This is a genomic window from Rhodococcus sp. AH-ZY2 (assembly GCF_030916465.1).
Lineage (GTDB): Bacteria > Actinomycetota > Actinomycetes > Mycobacteriales > Mycobacteriaceae > Rhodococcus > Rhodococcus ruber.
On the sequence record NZ_CP126458.1, the window covers coordinates 3,212,970 to 3,232,763 of the forward strand.

The 19,794-nt window shown below is 72.8% G+C and carries 2 protein-coding genes; both read right to left on the reverse strand.

The genetic code is table 11. From position 1 onward, the window contains the following. Positions 1 to 36: 36 nt before the first annotated feature. Complete coding sequence (locus QNA09_RS15875; RefSeq protein ID WP_248957320.1) at positions 37 to 12,132, reverse strand: non-ribosomal peptide synthetase; 12,096 nt, start codon at positions 12,130 to 12,132, stop codon at positions 37 to 39. A gap of 216 nt (positions 12,133 to 12,348) precedes the next feature. Further along, positions 12,349 to 19,740, reverse strand: a complete 7,392-nt coding sequence (locus QNA09_RS15880; protein WP_244213170.1) for a non-ribosomal peptide synthetase — start codon at positions 19,738 to 19,740, stop codon at positions 12,349 to 12,351. Positions 19,741 to 19,794: the final 54 nt, after the last annotated feature.

Here is a 19,794-nt window from a genome sequence, read left to right on the forward strand (position 1 = left end):
GCAGGCCACGCCCGCGGAATGCCGCACCCCTACGAGTCAGCGCGCGGCACACCCGCATTCCGGGCAGGAACCGTCCGACGTCCAGCCTGCCAACAGCGGTCCGAGACGAGTACACGCCCTCGGCCCGGTCATCTCCCAGTGCGAGACGGAAAGGTCGTGCCGATGCACCTCGTCCGCGACGTAGGGCGCCCAGTCCCGGCCCGAGTCCGCGTCCGGCCCGGCCTGCGACGCGGCGCCGACGAACAGCATGCGCCCCTCGTACCGGCCCGGAACATGCCCCTCGAGCGCATCGAACGAGCGCTCGATGCTCGTCAGGACGGACGCCGACAGATCCGGGTCGATGTCGTCGGCGAGCACCTCGAGACCGTCCTCGACCCCACCGGGTCCGCCACCGTGGCTCGCATTCAGGGCCACTGCCGCCACCGAGACCGGATCGACCGAGGAGCGCACGGCGTCGGGCAGGGAGGAGTCGAGGAGCACGAGCGAACCGACCTCGAGTCCGGCCCGCTGGAGCTGGACCGCCATCTCGTGCGCGATCACTCCGCCGAGGGACCACCCCACCAGATGGAAGGGACCGTCCGGGTGGACCCGCCGGACCTCCGAGACGTACCGGCCCGCCCAGGACGCGATCGAATCGGGGAGATCCGACTCGCCCGACAGTGCCGGGGACTGCAATCCGTAGACCGGGCGGCCCGGCTCGACGTACCGGGCGAGCGATGCGAAACTCCAGGCGAGCCCGATCACCGGGTGCACGAAGAACACCGGATCGCGCCCCTCGTCGCCCTCGCGCAGCGGCAGCAGCACGGCCAGGGCCGAGTCGGAGCCTCCGCTTGCCGCCGGCTCCTCGTCCGCCGACCGCTCGATCCGGGCCGCCAGGTCGGCCACCGCCGGATGAGCGAACACCCATTCGAGCGGGATCGGACGATCGAGTCGGCGGGTGAGCTCACGGGTCACCCGCACGGCCACGAGGGACGACCCGCCGAGAACGAAGAAGTCGTCGTCGGATCCGACCCGGTCCGCGGCGAGGACGTCCGCGAACACCTGCGCAACCGCGCGCTCGACCGGCGTCGCCGCAGCCCGGTAGGACGCCCGCGCGGGCATCGGCACGGGCAGCGCGCCACGATCGACCTTGCCCGTCGCCCCGACGGGGAGCCGGTCCAGGCGCACGATCGAAGCCGGCACCATGTAGTTCGGCAGTTCGTCCGCGAGCTCGCTGCGCAGGGACGTCGCATCGAAGTCCGATTCGTTCTGTGCAGCAACGACATACGCGACGATCCGCGCGCCGGTCGCCGCGTCCTGATGCACCGTCGCGACCGCGGCCGACACGATGGGCAGGCGCAGCAGCGCGGCCTCGATGTCGCCGAGCTCGATCCGGAATCCGCGAAGCTTGACCTGGGAGTCGCCACGCCCGACGTGCTCGAGGACTCCCTCAGCGGTCCACCGGGCCAGATCGCCGGTGCGGTACAGCCGTCCCCCGGCCCCGAAGGGGTCGGCAACGAACCGGTCCGCGGTCACCCCGGGGCTTCCGCTGTATCCCCGCGCGAGCTGCCGGCCCGCCAGATAGAGCTCACCGGTCACTCCGGTGGGCACGGGGCGCAGCCGCCGGTCGAGTACATAGACGCGGGTGTTCCACTCGGGCACCCCGATCGGCACCTGGTCGGCGTCCGCCGCCGTGACCCGGTGCGCCGTGACCGACACGGCCGCCTCGGTGGGTCCGTACAGGTTGACGAGTTCCGCCCGGCTCGACCGGCGGCACGCCCCGGCGACAGCCCCCGGGAGCGTCTCCCCGATCGAGAGCACCCGTCGCACCGAGGTGGGCAGCTCTCCGCCTGCACCAGAGATCAGGGCGCTCAGCAGGGATGGAACCAGGTACAGCGTCGTGACGGCTTCGCGTTCGACGAGCGCGAGCAGGCGGTCCGGATCGCGGCGGGACTCGGGATCGGCAACCACCAGCCGGCCGCCGCATGTCGTGGCGCCCCAGAACTCCCACACCGACAGGTCGAACGTGGCCACGGTCCGCTGTACCGTCACCTCCCCCGGACCGAACTCGAACTCCGCATGCAGCCAACGCAACTGGTTGACCACCGCGCCGTGGTCCACCGCCACGCCCTTGGGCACACCCGTCGATCCCGACGTGAACAAGATGTAGGCGAGGTTCGCGGGATGCAGCGGCGCAGTCCTGTCCGCGTCGGTCACCGGGGCCGCCGAGTGCTGCGACAGATCCACCCTCGAGACATCGAGAACCCGGACCGGCTCCGGCACCACCTCGCTCGCGACGCCGGCGGATGCCGCGGACACGAGCACCGTCGCCGGCCGCGCCGCCGCGACCATGCGCACCAGCCGTGCGGCCGGAAGCGACGGATCGAGCGGAACGTACGCGCCCCCGGCGGCGGACACCGCGTACATCGCGACGACGAGCTCCACCGATCCGGGAATCAGCAGACCGACCCGGACCTCCGGCCCGACACCCACCGCCACCAGCGCGCGGGCCAGCCGGGCGACGCGGTCGCCGAGCTCACCGTACGTCAACTGCACCCCGTCCCCGACGAGCGCGACCTCGTCCGGGCGTTCGCGTACCTGGCGCCGGAGCAGATCGGGCAAGCAGTCGCCGACCGCACAGTCGCCGCCCGCACGGTCGCCGCCCGGACTGTCGACGCGGGTGTCGTTCGCGGCCTCGAGCAGCGCCTGTCGTTCCCCGTCGACGAGGAGATCGGCGTCGCCGACCGCGCGGTCGGGAGCCGAGACCAGTTCGCCCAGGATCCGGACGAACCGGTCCGCGACGGACGCCGCCGCGTGGCCGTCGAAGAGATCGGTGGCGTACGACAGATGCCCGCCGATCCCCGCCGGCGTCCCGTCCGCCGCGTAGCTGTCACCGACGATCAGGTGCAGGTCGAACTGGGCGATCTCCCCTGTGACGTCGACCCGGGCCGCCGTCAGGCCGGGGAGTTCGAAATCGACCGCTCCGAGGTTCTGGAACGACAGGCCCACCTGGAACAGCGGATGCCGCGCCATGGACCGGGCCGGCGCCAGCGCCTCGACGAGCTGTTCGAACGGGACGTCCGCGTGGGCCAGGGCCTGGAGGTTCTTCTCCCGGGCCTGCGCGAGCAGCGAAGTGAAGGAGGCGGCCGGGTCGACCCGCGTCCGGAACACGAGGGTGTTCACGAACATCCCGATCAGGTCGTCGAGGGCTGCCTCGCCTCGGCCGGCCACCGGGGTGCCCACGGCGACGTCCTCGGTGCCGGACAGCCGGGCCAGCAGCACCGCGAAGGCGGCGTGCACGACGGTGAACGGCGTCGTCCTCGTTGCCGCCGCGAGTGCCGCCACCCTGCCGTGCAGGTCCGCGTCGATCGTGACGGGAACCCGGTCGCCCCGGTAGGACTGAACCGGGGGCCGCGGCCGGGTCGTGGGCACCGGCAACTGGTCGGGCAGACCGGCCAGTTCGTCGGCCCAGAAGGCGAGCTGGCGGGAGACACGCGACGCCGGGTCGGTTTCGCTGCCCAACAGGTCCCGCTGCCACAGGGTGTAGTCCGCGTACTGCACGGGAAGTGGCTGCCACGCAGGTTCGCGGCCCGCCTGGCGCGCGCTGTACGCGTGGGCCAGATCACGGACGAGCGGCGCCACGGAGTATCCGTCCGCTGCGATGTGGTGCACCACGACGAGCAGGACGTGTTCGGCCGGGGACAACCGGAACAGCCGCACGAGGACCGGCACGGACCTGGTGACATCGAACCGGGTCGCCGCCGCCGACCGGACGGCGGCGCGGAGTGCCGGTTCGTCGACGTCCGTCGGGTCCAGGGCGGGCGCACCGGCGCCGGCGGGCAGTATCTGCTGGACCGGCACCCCGTCGACCTCGGGGTAGAAGGTCCGGAGGACCTCGTGGCGGGCGACGACGTCGGCGATCGCCGACTGCAGCGCCGCCCGATCGAGTCGCCCGGTCAGCCGCACAGCCATCGGAATGTTGTAGGCCGCGGCGGTCGCCTCGAACCGGCTGAGGAACCACATCCGCTGCTGGGCGGGCGACAGCGGAATCCGTTCCGGACGCGGCCGGGCGGCCAGGGCGGGCGAGCCGCCGGACCCGATGCGGCGTTCCACGGCTGCCGCCAGCGACTCGATCGTCGACGCCTCGAAGATCACGCGCACGGGGACCGACGCGTGCAGCGCCGCCCCGAGCCGGGCGACGACGCGCGTGGCGATCAGCGAATTCCCGCCGAGCGCGAAGAAGTCGTCGTCGAGACCGAGTCGCTCCGCGCCGAGCACCTCCCCGATCACCGAGGCGACGGTCCTTTCGACCGCGGTGGCGGGCGGGCGGAACTCCCGGACGGCCGGGACGGGTTCGGGCAGGGCTCGGCGATCCACCTTCCCGGAGGTGGTGAGCGGGAGCGTCCCGAGCACGGTCACCACGTCGGGCACCATGTACCGCGGCAGCACGCGTCCCACGGCCGCACGAACGGTGGCACCGTCGACCGCGGCACCGTCCGCCGGCACGACGTACGCGGTGAGCTGCGCACCGTGGGTCCCGTCGTGGACGGTCACGGCGGCCTGCGCGATCTCCGGCTGCGCCAGGAGTGCCGCCTCGATCTCCCCCAGCTCGATTCGCAGGCCGCGCACCTTCACCTGGAAGTCGTTGCGGCCCAGGAATTCGAGGGTTCCGTCCGGCAACCATCGGACCCGGTCGCCGGTGCGGTACATCCGCGCCCCGCCGGGGTGCGCGACGAACCGTTCCGCGGACAGATCCGGTCGGCCGTGGTAGCCACGGGCAAGTTGCACCCCACCGAGATACAGCTCCCCCGGCACCCCGATCGGCACCGGGTTCAGCCGCCCGTCGAGAACGTAGGCGGTGGTGTTGCGGATCGGGTGGCCGATCGGAACGGTGCCGGCATCGCCGCGACGTCCGTCGCACCGCAGCACGGTCGCGGTGACGGTCGCCTCGGTCGGACCGTACGTGTTGTCCAGCAGCGCATCCGAGCGTTCCGCGAATCGTGCCGCGAGCTCGGCGGGCAGCGCCTCGCCACCGACGGACAGATACCTGAGCGTCGCCGGAAGTTCGAGGTCGGGATCCGCGAGGAACAGGGCGAGCATCGTCGGGACGAACTCGAGGATGCCGACGGCCCACTGCCGCGAGAGACGGGCCAGGTAGTCCGGGTCGCGATGGCCTCCCGGTGCCGCGATCACGAGGCGTGCACCGACCTGCAACGGGAAGAACAGCTCCCACACCGACGCGTCGAACGTGACAGGGGTCTTCTGCAGAGCCGTGTCCCCGACGCCGAAGTCGTAGCGTTCGCGCATCCAGGTCATCTGGTTGACGACGGCGCCGTGGGTGACGGCTACCCCCTTGGGCCGGCCCGTCGACCCGGAGGTGTAGAGCACGTAGGCGATGTGCGCCTCGTGCGGCGGCGCCAGCCGCTCGTGGTCGGCGAACTCGGTGACCGGCGTCGGTGCGACGTCCGATTCGTCGACCACGAGCACCGGGACGGATCCGGGGAGCGTGCCCCGGTCGTGCGTCGTGGTCAGTACCAGCACCGGCTCGGCGGTGTCGAGGACGTACGCCGTTCGCTCGGCGGGATGCTCCGGGTCGAGCGGCACGTACCCGCCACCGGCCCGGAGCACCGCATAGATGCCGACCATCATCTCGACCGATCGGCTCATGTGGACACCGACCAGGCGCTCGGGACCGACGCCGCACGCGACGAGACGCCGTGCGAGCCGGTCCACCCGGGAGGCGAACTGCGCGTAGGTCAGCGCGGTGTCCTCGAAGACGACTGCCGTCGCGTCCGGGGTGCGCCGCGCCTGCCGGGTGAACGCGTCCAGGACCGACCGGTCGCCGAGCGGCGCAGCCGTCCGGTTCAGCTCGTCGAGCCGGGCGCGTTCCTCCGCCGTGCGCAGGTCGATGCCGCCGACCGCAACGCCCGGATCGGCCGCCGCCACCTCCAGGATCGACACGAGCCTCGCAGCGAACGTCCGCACGGTGCCCTCGTCGAACAGGTCACAGGCGTAGACGACGGACCCGGCTATCCCCTCGCGGCGACCCTGCTCGTCGCGCATCTCGGTCAGGTGGAGCTCGAGGTCGAGTTTGGCGCCGCCCGGGGGCGTTCCGACCGGCGCGATCTGCAGGTCCGGCAGTGCGATCTCGGAGCGGGCGAAGTTGTGCACCACGAGCAGCACCTGGAACAGCGCCGAATGCGCGGTGGACCGGACGGGATCGAGGACCTCCACGAGACGTTCGAGCGGAACGTCGGGGTTGCCGAACGCGGCGAGGTCGACCTCTCGCACGGCGGCGAGGATCTCGGCGAAGGTGGCGTCCGGGTCGATCCGGGTACGCAGCACGAGGGTGTTGCCGAACATCCCCACGAGATCGTCCAGTGCCTCCTCGCCGCGGCCGGCGACCTGTGCCCCGACGGGGATGTCGTCGGTACCGGACAGGCGGGCCAGCAGGACCGCGAGCGCGGCGTGCACGAGCATGAAGAACGTCACCCCGTGGTCCCGCGAGAGCCGATCGAGCCGGGCGGCCGACGACTCGTCCAGTGTGAAGTCGACGCTCGCGCCGCGTCCGGTCTGCACGGCGGGCCGCGGGCGGTCGGTCGGCAGCTCCAGCAGGTCCGGCAGGCCCGCCAGCGCCGTGGTCCAGTAGTGCATCTGACGCGAGAGCAGCGAGTCGGGGTCGTCCTCGGATCCCAGCACATCCTGTTGCCACAGTGCGTAGTCGGCGTACTGGACGGGCAGGGGTTCCCACGCCGGCTCGTCGCCCGCTCTCCGGGCCAGGTACGCGGTGGCCAGGTCCCGGGCCATCGGGGCCCGGGATCCGCCGTCGCCGGCGATGTGGTGGACGACGACGACCAGCACGTGGTCCCGGTCGGTGAGGCGCAGCAGGGCCGCCCGGACGGGTACCGCGGCGGTGACGTCGAAGCCGCGGGAGACGAGTGCGGCGATCCGCGAGGGCAGCTCGTCCTCGGTCACGTCCTGCGGCGCCGGATCGACCGGTACGTCCTCGACCGGCACGATCACCTGGAACGGTCCGGCATCGGAGTCGGGGAAGACGGTGCGCAGCGCCTCGTGCCGGGCGAGCAGGTCGCGCAGTGCCGCCTGCAGGGCGGGCACGTCCAGCTCGCCGGTCAGTCGCAGCACGAGCGGGATGTTGAAGGCGGCGGAGTCCGGGTCGAACCGGTTGAAGAACCACATCCGCCGCTGCGCGAGCGACAGCGGAATCCGCTCGGGGCGCTGCCGGCGCCGCAGGGGCGTCCGGGACGGGACGGCGATGGGGTCCCCCATCCGCGCCGCCAGGGCCGACACCGTGGGCGCCTCGAACAACGTCCGCACCGGCACCCGGACGCCGAGGGCGGCATCGAGCCGCGCGACGACCTGCATCGCGAGCAGCGAGTTGCCGCCGAGCGCGAAGAAGTCGTCGGCGCGGCCGACCCGCTCGAGCCCGAGCACGGCGCCGTACACGTCTGCGACCGCCTGCTCGTCGTCCGTCGCCGGGGCGCAGTACTCGGTCGACTCGGGCTGCGGCACCGGCAGTGCCCGCTTGTCCAGCTTGCCTCCGCCGGTGAGGGGCAGGGCGTCGAGCACGACGACACGGCCGGGCACCATGTGGTGCGGCAGCTTCCCGGCGAGGAACTCGCGCAGGTGTGCAGGGTCGGGCACGGCGCCGGCGGCGCCGACGACGTAACCGACCAGCCTGTCCCCGCCGTGCGGATCGGGGTGCAGCACCGTCGCCGCCTGCGCGACCGACGGATGCCGCTCGAGCGCGGCGTCGATCTCGCCGAGTTCGACCCGGAATCCACGCAGCTTGACCTGGGAGTCGCCGCGCCCGAGGTATTCCAGCTCGGCGACCGCACCGGTGCCGCGCCATCGCACCAGGTCACCGGTTCGGTACATCCGGGTGCCCGGCGTCCCGAACGGATTCGCCACGAACCGCGCGGCCGACAGGCCGCTGCGCCGGTGGTATCCCCGAGCGAGAGCAGTCCCGGCCAGGTACAGCTCGCCCACGACGCCGGTCGGCACCGGCCGCAGCCGGGAGTCGAGCACCAGTGCGGACACTCCCGGGACGGGCCGGCCGACGGTCACCGGACGCCCGGGCTGCAGCCGCGCGAACGAGGAGATGATCGTCGTCTCGGTCGGCCCGTAGCCGTTGAAGTACTTCCGCCCCGGCGCCCACCGTGCCAGCAGGTGCGGCGAGGTCACGTCCCCGCCGACCGATACGGCCTCGAGGCTCTCGAGGCCCGACGGATCGACCGTCCCGAGGACGGCCGGGGTGATGATGGTGTGGCTGACCCGTTCGGCCCGGATCAGTTCCGCCAGTTCCGGCCCGCCGACGATCGTGGACGGCACCACGACCAGCGTCGCACCCTGGGAGAACGCGACCATCCATTCGAGCACCGACGGGTCGAAACTCGGCGAGCACACGTGCAGGAAGCGCGCCCGCGACGTCACGCCGTACAGGGTCACGGCGGTCTCGAGGAGCGGGTCGAGGCCGGCGTGGGTGACCACCACTCCCTTGGGCTGCCCGGTCGACCCCGACGTGTAGATGACGTATGCCGCGTGCTGCGCCGACAGCGGCCGTACGCGCTCGGGCACCCCGGCGGCGGATCGTGCCGCGACGGCCCGCGCGAACTCGGGATCGTCCAGTTCCAGCCGGACCGCGGATCCGGGCAGCGCGGAGGCGTATTCGGTGGAGGTGAGGCACACCGCCGCACCGGAATCGGCGAGCATGTACCGGACCCGGTCCACCGGATAGGACGGGTCCACCGGAAGGTGCGCGGCGCCGGCCTTCGCGACCGCCCACACCCCGAGCACCATCTCGTACGAACGCGGGAACGCCAGGGCCACGACGTCGTCGGGGCCGATGCCGCGTGCGGCCAGCTCCCGCGCGAGCCGCGACGACGACTCGTCGAGTTCGCGGTAGGTGATCGTCCGGTCCCGGTACCGGACGGCCGGCGCCTCGGGGTTGCGGGAGACCGCCGCCGTCAGGATCTCGGCAAGCGTGCGGGCACCGCCCGGCGCGGCGTCCGGGACCCGCGTGAGCCGGGCGGCCTCGTCGCCGGTGAGGAGCGCGAGGTCGCCGACCGGCACGGCCGGCTCCGCCACGGCGCCGGCCAGCAACCGCACGAACCGTCGCGCGAATCCGGCCACCGTCTCGTCATCGAACAGATCCCGGGCGAAGACGAGCTCCGCCGACATTCCCGCCGGTTCCCCGTCGAGGTCCGTGTGCTCGCGCAGGGTCAGCGACAGGTCGAACTTCGCGGTGGTCACCTCGAACGGCACCGCCGCCAGGCTCAGGCCCGGCAGCTCGAGCCCCGCCGGGGGCAGGTTCTCGAGTGCGAGGGCCACCTGGAACAGCGGGTGCCGCGCGGTCGAACGCTCCGGCGCGAGCAGTTCCACCACCCGCTCGAAGGGGATCTCCGCGTGGGCGAACGCCTCGAGGTCGCTGTCGCGGACTCGTGCGAGGTGGTCCGCGAACCCGGAACCGGGATCGATCCGGGTCCGCAACACCAGGGTGTTGACGAACATGCCGACCATCTCGTCCAGCGCGGCGTCACCGCGGCCGGCGACCGCGGTACCCACGGCGATGTCGTGCGACGACGACATCCGGGCGAGGAACACCGCGAGTGCGGTGTGCAGGACCATGAACAGGGTCGACCCGTTCTGCCGCGCCAGTTCCGCGGCCCGCCGATGCGTCGGAGCATCGATGGCGAAGGCGATCCGGCCGCCGGCGAAGGACTGCACCGGGGGGCGGGCGCGGTCGGTCGGCAGGTGCAACTCCTCGGGCAGATCCGCGAGGACCCGCTGCCAGTACCGCGCCTGCGCCGCGAGTGGACTGCCGGCGTCCCCCTCCGATCCGAGCGCCTCGCGCTGCCACAGCGCGAAGTCCGCGTACTGCAGCGGCAGCGGCTCCCATCCGGGTTCCCCGCCGGCGGCACGCGCGGCATACGCGGTCATCAGATCTCGGGTCAGCGGCGCCATCGACCAACCGTCGGCGCTGATGTGGTGTGCCACGAACACGAGCACGTGCTCGTCGTCCGCGACGCGGAACAGCCGCACCCGGAACGGCACTTCGGCGGTCACGTCGAAACCGGTGGCCACCGCGTCGGCGATCCGGTCCGCCAGATCCGTCGGCCGCACCGACTCCGACACCCAGTCGGGCGTGTACCCGGCGACGGGAACGATCGCCTGGTACGGCAGCCCGTCCCGCTCCGGATACCGGGTCCGCAGGACCTCGTGCCGGGTTGCGATGTCGTACACGGACTCTCGCAGGGCACCGACGTCGAGTCGGCCCGTCAGCCGGATCGCCACCGGGATGTTGTCGGCCGCGGAGGTCGGATCGAACCGATTGAGGAACCACATCCGCTGCTGCGCGAACGACAGCGGCACGTGGTCCGGACGCTCCCGCGGCGTCAACGGAACCGACTGGGCCGCAAGGCTACCCGACTCCAGGTGCGCCGCCAACGCGGCCACGGTCGGCGCCGCGAACACCACCGGCACCGGCACCCGGGTCTCCAGGGCGGCGCCCAGGCGCGCCACCAACCGGGTCGCCAGCAGGGAATTCCCACCCAGCTCGAGGAAGGAATCGTCCAGTCCGACGCGCTCGCGGCCGAGCACCTCGGCGAACACCGACGCGACGGTCTCCTCGACCGGGGTGCGCGGCGCCCGGTATTCCCGTTGGGCGAACACCGGTTCGGGCAGCGCCGCCCGATCGAGCTTGCCCACCGGCGTGAGCGGCACCGCGTCGAGCACCGTCACCAGGGCAGGCACCATGTGGGCGGGCAACGTCTCGGCCAGCCCGGCGAGCACCGCCGGCACCTCCAGCCGGGTTCCGGCCGCCGGCAGCACGTACGAGACCAGTGCCGCCTCCCCGGACGGCAGCACCTTCCCGAGGGTCGCCGCGAACTCGATGTCGGGCCGCGCCGTCAGCGCGGCGTCGATCTCTCCCAGTTCCACCCGGAACCCGCGGATCTTGACCTGGAAATCGCTGCGCCCGAGGTACTCGATCGGACCGTCGGCCGCGCGGCGGACCAGGTCCCCCGTCCGGTACATCCGGGTTCCCGGATCCGACCCGAACGGATCGGCCACGAACCGCTCCGCCGTCAGCCCCGGTCGACGGTGGTAGCCGCGCGCGACCTGAGCGCCGGCCAGATACAGCTCACCGACCACCCCCGGCGGCACCGGCCGCAACCGGCCGTCGAGGACGTACGCTCCCACACCCGGGATCGGGGTGCCGATCGTGATCGGCTCGCCGGTCACCAGCGGCGCGCTGCTGGTGGCCAGGATCGTCGCCTCCGTAGGCCCGTACGCGTTGAAGAACCGCCGGCCCGGAGCAGACCAGCGGTTCACCAGTTCCGGTCCGAACGCCTCCCCGGCTGCCACCACGACCCGCAGGTCCGTCAGCCCCGCGGGATCCACCGAGCTCAGCGCCGCCGGGGTGATGAACACGTGCGTCACCGCAGCGGCAGCCAGGACGTCGGCCAGGTCGGCGCCGCCGCCCACCGATGCCGGCGCCACCACGACCGTCGCACCCGCGGAGAATCCGGTCAGCAACTCGAGCAGGGAGACGTCGAAGCTCGGCGAGCACACGTGCAGCACCCGCGCGTCCGCATCGACCTCGTAGTGCCCGCGCTCGGCGGAGATCACGCCGGCGATGCCGGCGTGCGTGACCGCCACGCCCTTGGGGCGGCCCGTGGAGCCGGACGTGTAGATCATCCACGCGATGTCGAGGCCCTCGAGCGCGCGTGTCCGGTCGGCGTACGAGATCGGATGCCCGGGCAACTGTCGGACCTGCCCGGCCGTCGCCGCGTCGTCGAGCCGCACCTGTTCGACCCCGGCGGGCACGGCGGCGGAGAAGTCGTTCACCGTCAGGCACAGGGCCGCGCCGGAGTCGGCCAACATGAACTCCACCCGCTCGAACGGGTAGCGCGGATCGACGGGGACGAACGTCGCCCCCGACTTCGCCACCGCCCACAGCGCGAGCACCGACTCCAGGGAACGAGGTATCGCCACCGCGACCGCATCCCCCGGCCCGACGCCGCGACCGATCAGCCACCGTGCCCACCGCGACGACGTCTCGTCCAGTTCCCGGTACGACAGGGAGCCGCCCCCGGCGGCGCACACCACCGCCGGGTGGTCGCCGCGCTGTTCCACCGCAGACGTCAGCAGAGTCGGCAGCGGTGCAACGCGCGCGGCCCGGCTACGCGAACGGCCTGGTTCCCGGCGCCGCACCCCCGACTCCCGCCTCACGCGCCCGGACCTCGCTCTGCCCGGACCGGGCTCCTGCGTTGCACTACGGAACAGCTCCTTCCACGCGCGGGAAGAGAATGGAGAACTCGTCCCGCCCGCAGGCAATCTACCGGCCGGTATTCAGTTCCGCATACTCCACGGGTCGACGGCGGCCACTGTCGCCCACTCGTCACCCGCTGCGGCGGACCCCGCGGGAACCTCGTCGCGGTCGGTGACGACCACGACCCGAAGGTCCTCGGCCGGCGCGTCGTTCAATGCTTCTACCTGCGACGACGCGACGAACGCGTGGGTCACCCACTCGTCGGTCACCACGGCGGCGAGGTCGGCGTCCGGCTCTGGCACCACCACCACCACCGCACCGGCGATCCCGGCCGCCAGGATCGCGAAGACGCGCCACTGCTCCGCCGTACCGTCGCACACCAGCAACCGTGACTCGTAGTCCAGCTTCCCCGCCGCCCCTCCGCCGCGGGCGAGGGCGACCAGTTCGCCGTGGTCGACCACACGGCCGGCCACCCACAGCGCGGGGTGCTGCGGCTGCAGGACCCGGACCCGCTCCGAGTAGTCGACCGGACGGGCGGACAGCGCCGCCACGGTGGCCACCGTCGCCGGCTCGTCGAGGTACAGCCAGCGCGCAGCGGCGGAGGGCCGGACGTCCGCCCCGTGCGTCGCCAACCCGAGCCCGGGTGTCTGCGCGGCCGTGGAGCCGGAGACAGCAGGCACGATCGCGGCGCCCGCCTTGGTGATCGCCCAGAGCGCGATGACCAGTTCCGGCCCGGCCGGCGCGGCGACCGCGACACCGTCGCCGGGCCCGACACCCTGGGCGATGAGATACCGGGCCCACTGCGACGACCGGCGCTCGAGCTCGAGATAGGTGACCTCGGCACCGTCCGCGACGAACGCCGGGGCCTCCGGGTCGGACTCCACCGCGACCTGCCACTCCTGCGGCACGGTCCGCTCGACCCGGTCGGGGGCCGCCACCGGCTCGGGCTCGATGTCGGCGGGCGCCGAGCGCTCGGTCTCGGTCCGGATGTCGATGTCTCCGACCACGGCCCGAGGGCTCTCCGCGACGGCGCGCAGGACGGTCAGGAAACGTTCGGCGAAGGTGGCGACGGTGCCGGCGTCGAACAGGTCCACGGCATAGGTGAACCCGACGTGCATGCCGGCGGCCGTCCCGCCCGGGTGCTCGCGCGGATCGACCGTCACCTGCAGGTCGAACTTGGCGGCGAGTTCGCCGCCGTCGAGCGCCTCGACGGTGAGATCCGGCAGTTCGAGCCGCGCTGCCTCGGTGTTCTGGAACGACAGCACCGTCTGGAAGACCGGATGCCGGGCCGGGGAGCGCGCGGCGACCACGTCGTCGACCACCCGCTCGAACGGCACGTCGGCGTGACCGAACGCCTCGAGGTCGACCGCGCGGGCCCGGTCGAGCAACTCGGCGAAGGACGCCGCCGGGTCCACGTCCGTACGCAGCGCAAGGGTGTTGACGAACATCCCGACCAGGTCGTCGAGGCGCCGGTCGCCGCGGCCCGCGACCGGCGTGCCGACGACGATGTCGTGAGTGCCGCTGAGGCGGGCCAGCAGCACCGCGAGGGCCGCGTGGACCACCATGAACAGCGACGCCCGGTGCGCGAGCGCAAGCGCGTCGAGCCGCTGCCGGATCTGCTCGTCGACCTGCACGGCCACCGTGCCGCCGCGCAGCGACGGCTGCGGCGGCCGCGGCCGGTCCGTGGGCAGATCGAGGAGCTCGGGCACGCCCGTCAGGCGGGAACGCCAGTAGGCGAGCTGGGCACCGGCCGGGGACTGCGCGTCGTCGGCGTCGCCGAGGACCCGGCGTTGCCAGAGCGCATAGTCGGCGTACTGCACCTCGAGCGGCGCCCAGGCGGGAGCATCTCCGGACAACCGCGCCGCGTACGCGGTCATCAGGTCCCGCGCCAGCGGCGCCAGCGACGCACCGTCGGCGGAGATGTGGTGGACGACGAGAGCGAGCACGTGGTCGTCGGCGCCGACCGAGACGATCCGGCCGCGCACCGGCACCTGCGACGAGACGTCGAACCCTTCGGCAGCGAGGGCGACGACCTCGGCGAGCGCCTCCTGCTCGGATGCGGCCTCGACCGGCACCACCGCGGGCACGACGGCGTCGGCGTCGAGGATGCGCTGGTAGGGCCCCGTCTCGTCCTGCGGGTACAGGGTGCGCAGCGACTCGTGCCGGTCGATCACGTCGCGCACGGCCGCGGTGAGCGCCGCGGTGTCGAGGCGGCCGCGCAGCCGGATCGCGAGCGGGATGTTGTAGCTCGCGGAGGCGGGGTCGAGCTGGTTGAGCACCCACATGCGCTGCTGGGCGAGGGAGAGCGGCACCCGGTCGGGGCGGGACCCGGCGGTCAGCGCGGGCCGGGCCACCGATTCCGCGTGTGCGTCGGCCCGGGCGGCGAGTTCGGCCACCGTCGGCGCCTCGAACAGCTCACGGATCGCCAGGGCGGTTCCCAGCGACTCGTTGACCCGCGCGATCACCCGCGTCGCGATGAGCGAGTTGCCGCCGAGGTCGAAGAACGAGTCGTCCGCCCCGGCTCCCTCGACGCCGAGCACGTCGGCGAAGACCTGTGCGACGACGTGTTCGGCGTCGGTGACCGGCTCGCGGCGCGTGCCCGCGGTGGTGGTCGCCCGGGGCACCGGCAGGGCGCGCCGGTCGAGCTTGCCGTTGACGGTGAGGGGCAGCTCGTCGAGAACGACCACGACGTCCGGAACCATGTAGCCGGTGAGGAAGGCGCCGAGCTGCTCGCGCACGCGGGCCACGTCGAGGTCCTCCCCGGCGCGGGGCACCACGTATGCGACCAGCCGATCGCCGAGACCGTCGTCGCGGACCACCGCGACCGCCTGGGCCACCCCGTCGGCACGCACCAGCGCCGCCTCGACCTCGCCGAGTTCGATGCGGAATCCCCGCAACTGCACCTGCGCGTCGCTGCGCCCCGCGTACTCGAGCTCACCGTCGGCGTTCCACCGGGCGACGTCGCCGGTGCGGTAGAGCCGGCCCGACCCGAACGGGTCGGCGACGAACCGGGCGGCGGTCAGCCCCGGACGACCGAGGTAGCCACGCGAGAGCTGATCGCCCGAGACGTACACCTCGCCCGGCACGCCCACCGGGACGGGCTGCAGCAGCCGGTCGAGCACCCGCAGCCGCAGACCCGGCAGCGAGCGGCCGATCCGGCTGGCGGCACCGGCGCGGGCGTCGCCGCGGTCGAGGGCCCGGAACGACACGTGGACCGTGGTCTCGGTGATGCCGTACATGTTGACCAGGGTCGGGGCCACGGGCCGGCGCCCGTACCAGCCCTCGAGCCTGCCGAGGTCGAGGGCCTCGCCGCCGAACACGACGTAGCGCAGGGCGAGCGGACCGGCGTCGGGGCGCTCCACCGACGCCACCCGGTCGGCCTCGTCGAGCTGGAGGAACGCCGAGGGGGTCTGGTTCAGCACGGTGACCCGCTCGGCCCGCAGCAGCTCGAGGAACTGCTCGGGCGAGCGCGACGTGAGGTAGTCGACGACGACGAGCCGGCCGCCGTACAGGAGCGGTCCCCACAGCTCCCACACCGTGAAGTCGAACGCGTAGGAGTGGAACAGCGTCCACACGTCGTCGGAGCCGAACCCGAACAGCGGTTCGGCGTTGGCGAACAGGGTCAGCACGTTGCGGTGGGTGACCGCGACGCCTTTCGGGCGGCCCGTCGAGCCGGAGGTGTAGATGACGTACGCACGGTTGTCCGCGCGCAGCGGCGCGATCCGCTCGGCGTCGGTGACCGGCCCGCTCGGCGCGTGCGGGTCGTCGTCCTCGACGTGCACCCGTGGCAGGCCGAGGTCCGGCAGGACACCGCCTGCGTCGGTGAGGAGGCAGCGCGGCCGGGAGTCCTCGAGCATGTACCGCAGCCGCTCGGCGGGATAGGTGGTGTCGATGGGCAGATACGCGGCACCCGACTTGAGTACCGCCAGCAGTGCCACGATCAGGTCGGCCGACCGGGGCAGCGCGACGGCCACGAGCTCGTCCGGGCCCGCTCCGGCCGCGACGAGCCGCCGGGCCAGGCGGTTGGCCCGCGCGTCGAGCTCGGCGAACGTGAGGGTGCGTCCGGCGAACGTGACGGCCGGGGCGTCGGGGCTGCGGCGGACGACGGACTCGAAGCGGTCGACGAGGGTCGCCTCGGCAGGCACCGGGGCGCCGGGTCCGAGGCTGCTCCACTCGGTGAGGATCCGCTCGGCCTCGGCGTCGCCGAGGAACGGCAGCGTGCCGATCGGGGTGACGGCGGACGTGGCGACGCCCCGCAGGATCCGGGTGAATCGGTCGGCGAAGGACGTCATCGTGGGGGCGTCGAAAAGGTCGGTGGCGTAGGTGAGTTCGACCGTCATCCCGCCCGGCGCGTCGCGGTCCGAGACCTGCTCGGCGACGGTGACCTGAAGGTCGAACTTCGCGATCGCCGTGTCGAATTCGACGCCGGAGATGCGCAGATCCGGCAGCTCGAGGGTGGACTGCGGCAGGTTCTGGAACGTGAGCATCACCTGGAACAGCGGGTGCCGGGCCTGCGAGCGGGGCGGGTCGAGCACCTCGACGAGGCGTTCGAACGGCACGTCTGCGTTCGCGAATGCCTCGAGGTCGGTGCCCCGCACCCGGGCGAGCAGGTCGGCGAACGACTCACCGGACACGACGGCGGTGCGCAGCACCAGGGTGTTGACGAACATGCCGATCACGTCGTCCAGAGCAGCCTCGCCGCGGCCCGCGACGGGGGTGCCGACGGCGATGTCGTCGGTGCCGGACAGGCGGGCCAGCAGCACGGCCAGCGCGGTGTGCACCACCATGAACACACTCGCGTTGTGGGTGCGGGCCAGCTCGGCGAGCGCGGCGTGCACTTCCTCGTCGATCGGGAAGCGAAGGGCGGCACCGCGATTGGAGGCGACGGCGGGGCGGGGACGATCGGCCGGGAGGCCGAGCTCCTCCGGCAGGTCCGCGAGCTGCGCGCGCCAGTAGGCGAGCTGCCGGGACAGCACCGACTCGGGATCGTCCTCGTCACCGAGCACCTCCCGCTGCCAGAGTGCATAGTCGGCGTACTGAACCGACAACGGCGGCAACGGGTTCGGCTCGTTGCGGGTACGCGCCCGATAGGAGGCGACGATGTCACGGGTCAGCGGCGTCATGGAGAAGCCGTCGCCGGAGATGTGGTGCACGACGAAGACGAGTACGTGCTCCTCGGCCGAGATCCGCAGCAGGGCGACGCGCCACGGCACGGCGGCGGTGACGTCGAACCCGGTGCCGACCAGTTCGAGGACCCGGGCGGGAACGTCCTCGATCTCGACGTCGACGGGCGTGAGATCCGGGACGGCCTCGGCCGCCGGCAGCACCACCTGGTAGCCGTCGCCGTCGATCTCCGGATACACGGTCCGCAGCGACTCGTGCCGGGCGACGAGGTCGGCGACCGCCCCCTGCAGGGCATCGACGTCGAGGTGTCCCGCGAGCCGGATCGCGACGGGGATGTTGTCGACCGCCGACTCGGGCGCGAAGCGGTTCAGGAACCACATCCGCTGCTGGGCGAGCGACAACGGGACCTGCTCGGGGCGGTCGCGGGCGACGAGCGGCAGGGCCCCGGAACCGGCCTGCGCCTCGAGCCGGTCGGCGAGCGCCTGCACCGTCGGGGCCTCGAACACCAGCGGCACCGGCACCCGGGTGTCGAGGACGGCGCCGAGCCGGGCGACGAGCCGGGTGGCGACGAGCGAGTTGCCACCGAGGTCGAGGAAGGAATCGTCGAGGCCGACTCGCTCGACGCCGAGGACGTCGGCGAAGACGTCGGCGACGGCCTGCTCGGTCGGGGTCTGCGGCGCCCGGTACTCGCGGACCGCGAAGACGGGGTCGGGAAGGGCCGCGCGGTCGAGCTTGCCGACGGGGTTGAGCGGCACCTCGGGGATGGGGACGACTGCCGCCGGCAGCATGTAGTCGGGCAGGAAGCCGGCCGCGAATTCGACGAGCGCACCGGTGTCGAGGTCCGCGGCCGCACCTGCCGGTACGACGTAGGAGACGAGCGCGGTCTCCCCGGACGGCAGCGGGCGGCCCACGGTGGTGGCGAACTCGACGTCCGGGTGCCGGACGAGGACCGCGTCGATCTCGGTGAGTTCGATGCGGTAGCCGCGGATCTTGACCTGGAAGTCGGAGCGGCCGAGGTACTCGATCGCACCGCCCTCGTCGCGGCGCACGAGGTCGCCGGTGCGGTACATGCGCGCCCCGCCGTCGGCGAACGGGTTGGCGACGAACCGGTCGGCGGTCAGACCCGGCCGGGCGTGGTATCCGAGCGCGAGCTGTGCGCCCGCCAGGTACAGCTCGCCGGTGACACCGGCGGGGACCGGCCGCAGGTGGGTGTCGAGCACGTAGGCGCCCACGCCGGGGATCGGGGTGCCGATGCGGATCGGCTCACCCGGGTGCAGGGCGGCGCTGCTGACCGCGAGGATGGTCGCCTCGGTCGGGCCGTAGCCGTTGAAGAAGTCGCGGTGGGGTGCGGCCCACCGTTCGACGAGATCGGGTCCGAAGCTCTCCCCCGCCACCACGACCACGCGCAGGTCGTCGAGTCCCCGAGGGTCCACCGACCCGAGGGCGGCGGGGGTGATGAACGTGTGGGTGACGCGCTCGGCCGCGAGCAGCTCCGAGAGGTCCGCGCCGCCGACGATCGTCGGCGGCGAGACCACGAGGGTCGCGCCCGCGCCGAAGGTGGCCAGCAGCTCGAGCATCGACACGTCGAAGCTGGGCGAGCAGATGTGCAGCACCCGGGCGTCCGCGGTGACCCGGTAGTGCTCACGCTCCGCGGTGATCAGCGAGCCGATGCCGCTGTGCGGGACGGAGACGCCCTTGGGCAGGCCCGTCGACCCGGAGGTGTAGATCATCCACGCCGGATGCAGCTCCGACAGGGGGCGGAGCCGGTCGGCGTACGACACCGGGTGGCTGGGGCGGGACGCGATGTCGGCGGCCACGGCGGGATCGTCGAGCGCGGTCCACTGCGTCGATCCCGGGAGAGCGCCGGCGAAGGCGGCCAGGGTCAGTCCGACGGCCGCACCCGAGTCGGACACCATGTGCTGAACCCGCTCGGCGGGGTACTTCGGATCCACGGGCAGGAAGGTCGCGCCCGACTTGGCGACCGCCCAGACGGACAGGACGGACTCCACCGAGCGCGGCACGGCAACGGCCACCACGTCGCCGGGCCCGATGCCCCGGGCGATCAGCACTCGCGCCAGCTGCGACGACCTCGCGTCCAACTCCCGGTACGTGAGGCCCGTTCCGCCGGGCGTGACGACCGCCGGATGGTCGCCGCGTTCCTCCACGGTCGACGCCAGCAGCTGGGGCAGCAGTGCCACCTGGGTGCGGGCACGCGCGCCGCGCTGGGGGCGGGCCGGCGCCGGCCGGCGGCTGCGGGCAGGGCGTTCGCGGTGCCTCCCGGCGGACGGCTCCGGAGCGATCGCCGGATCGCTCTCGCCCGGACTGCCGTCGTGTCGAGAAGACCGCATGTAGGTGCCCACATCCTTCGCTTCGATTCCGTTGCCAGCACGCGCGAACGATCA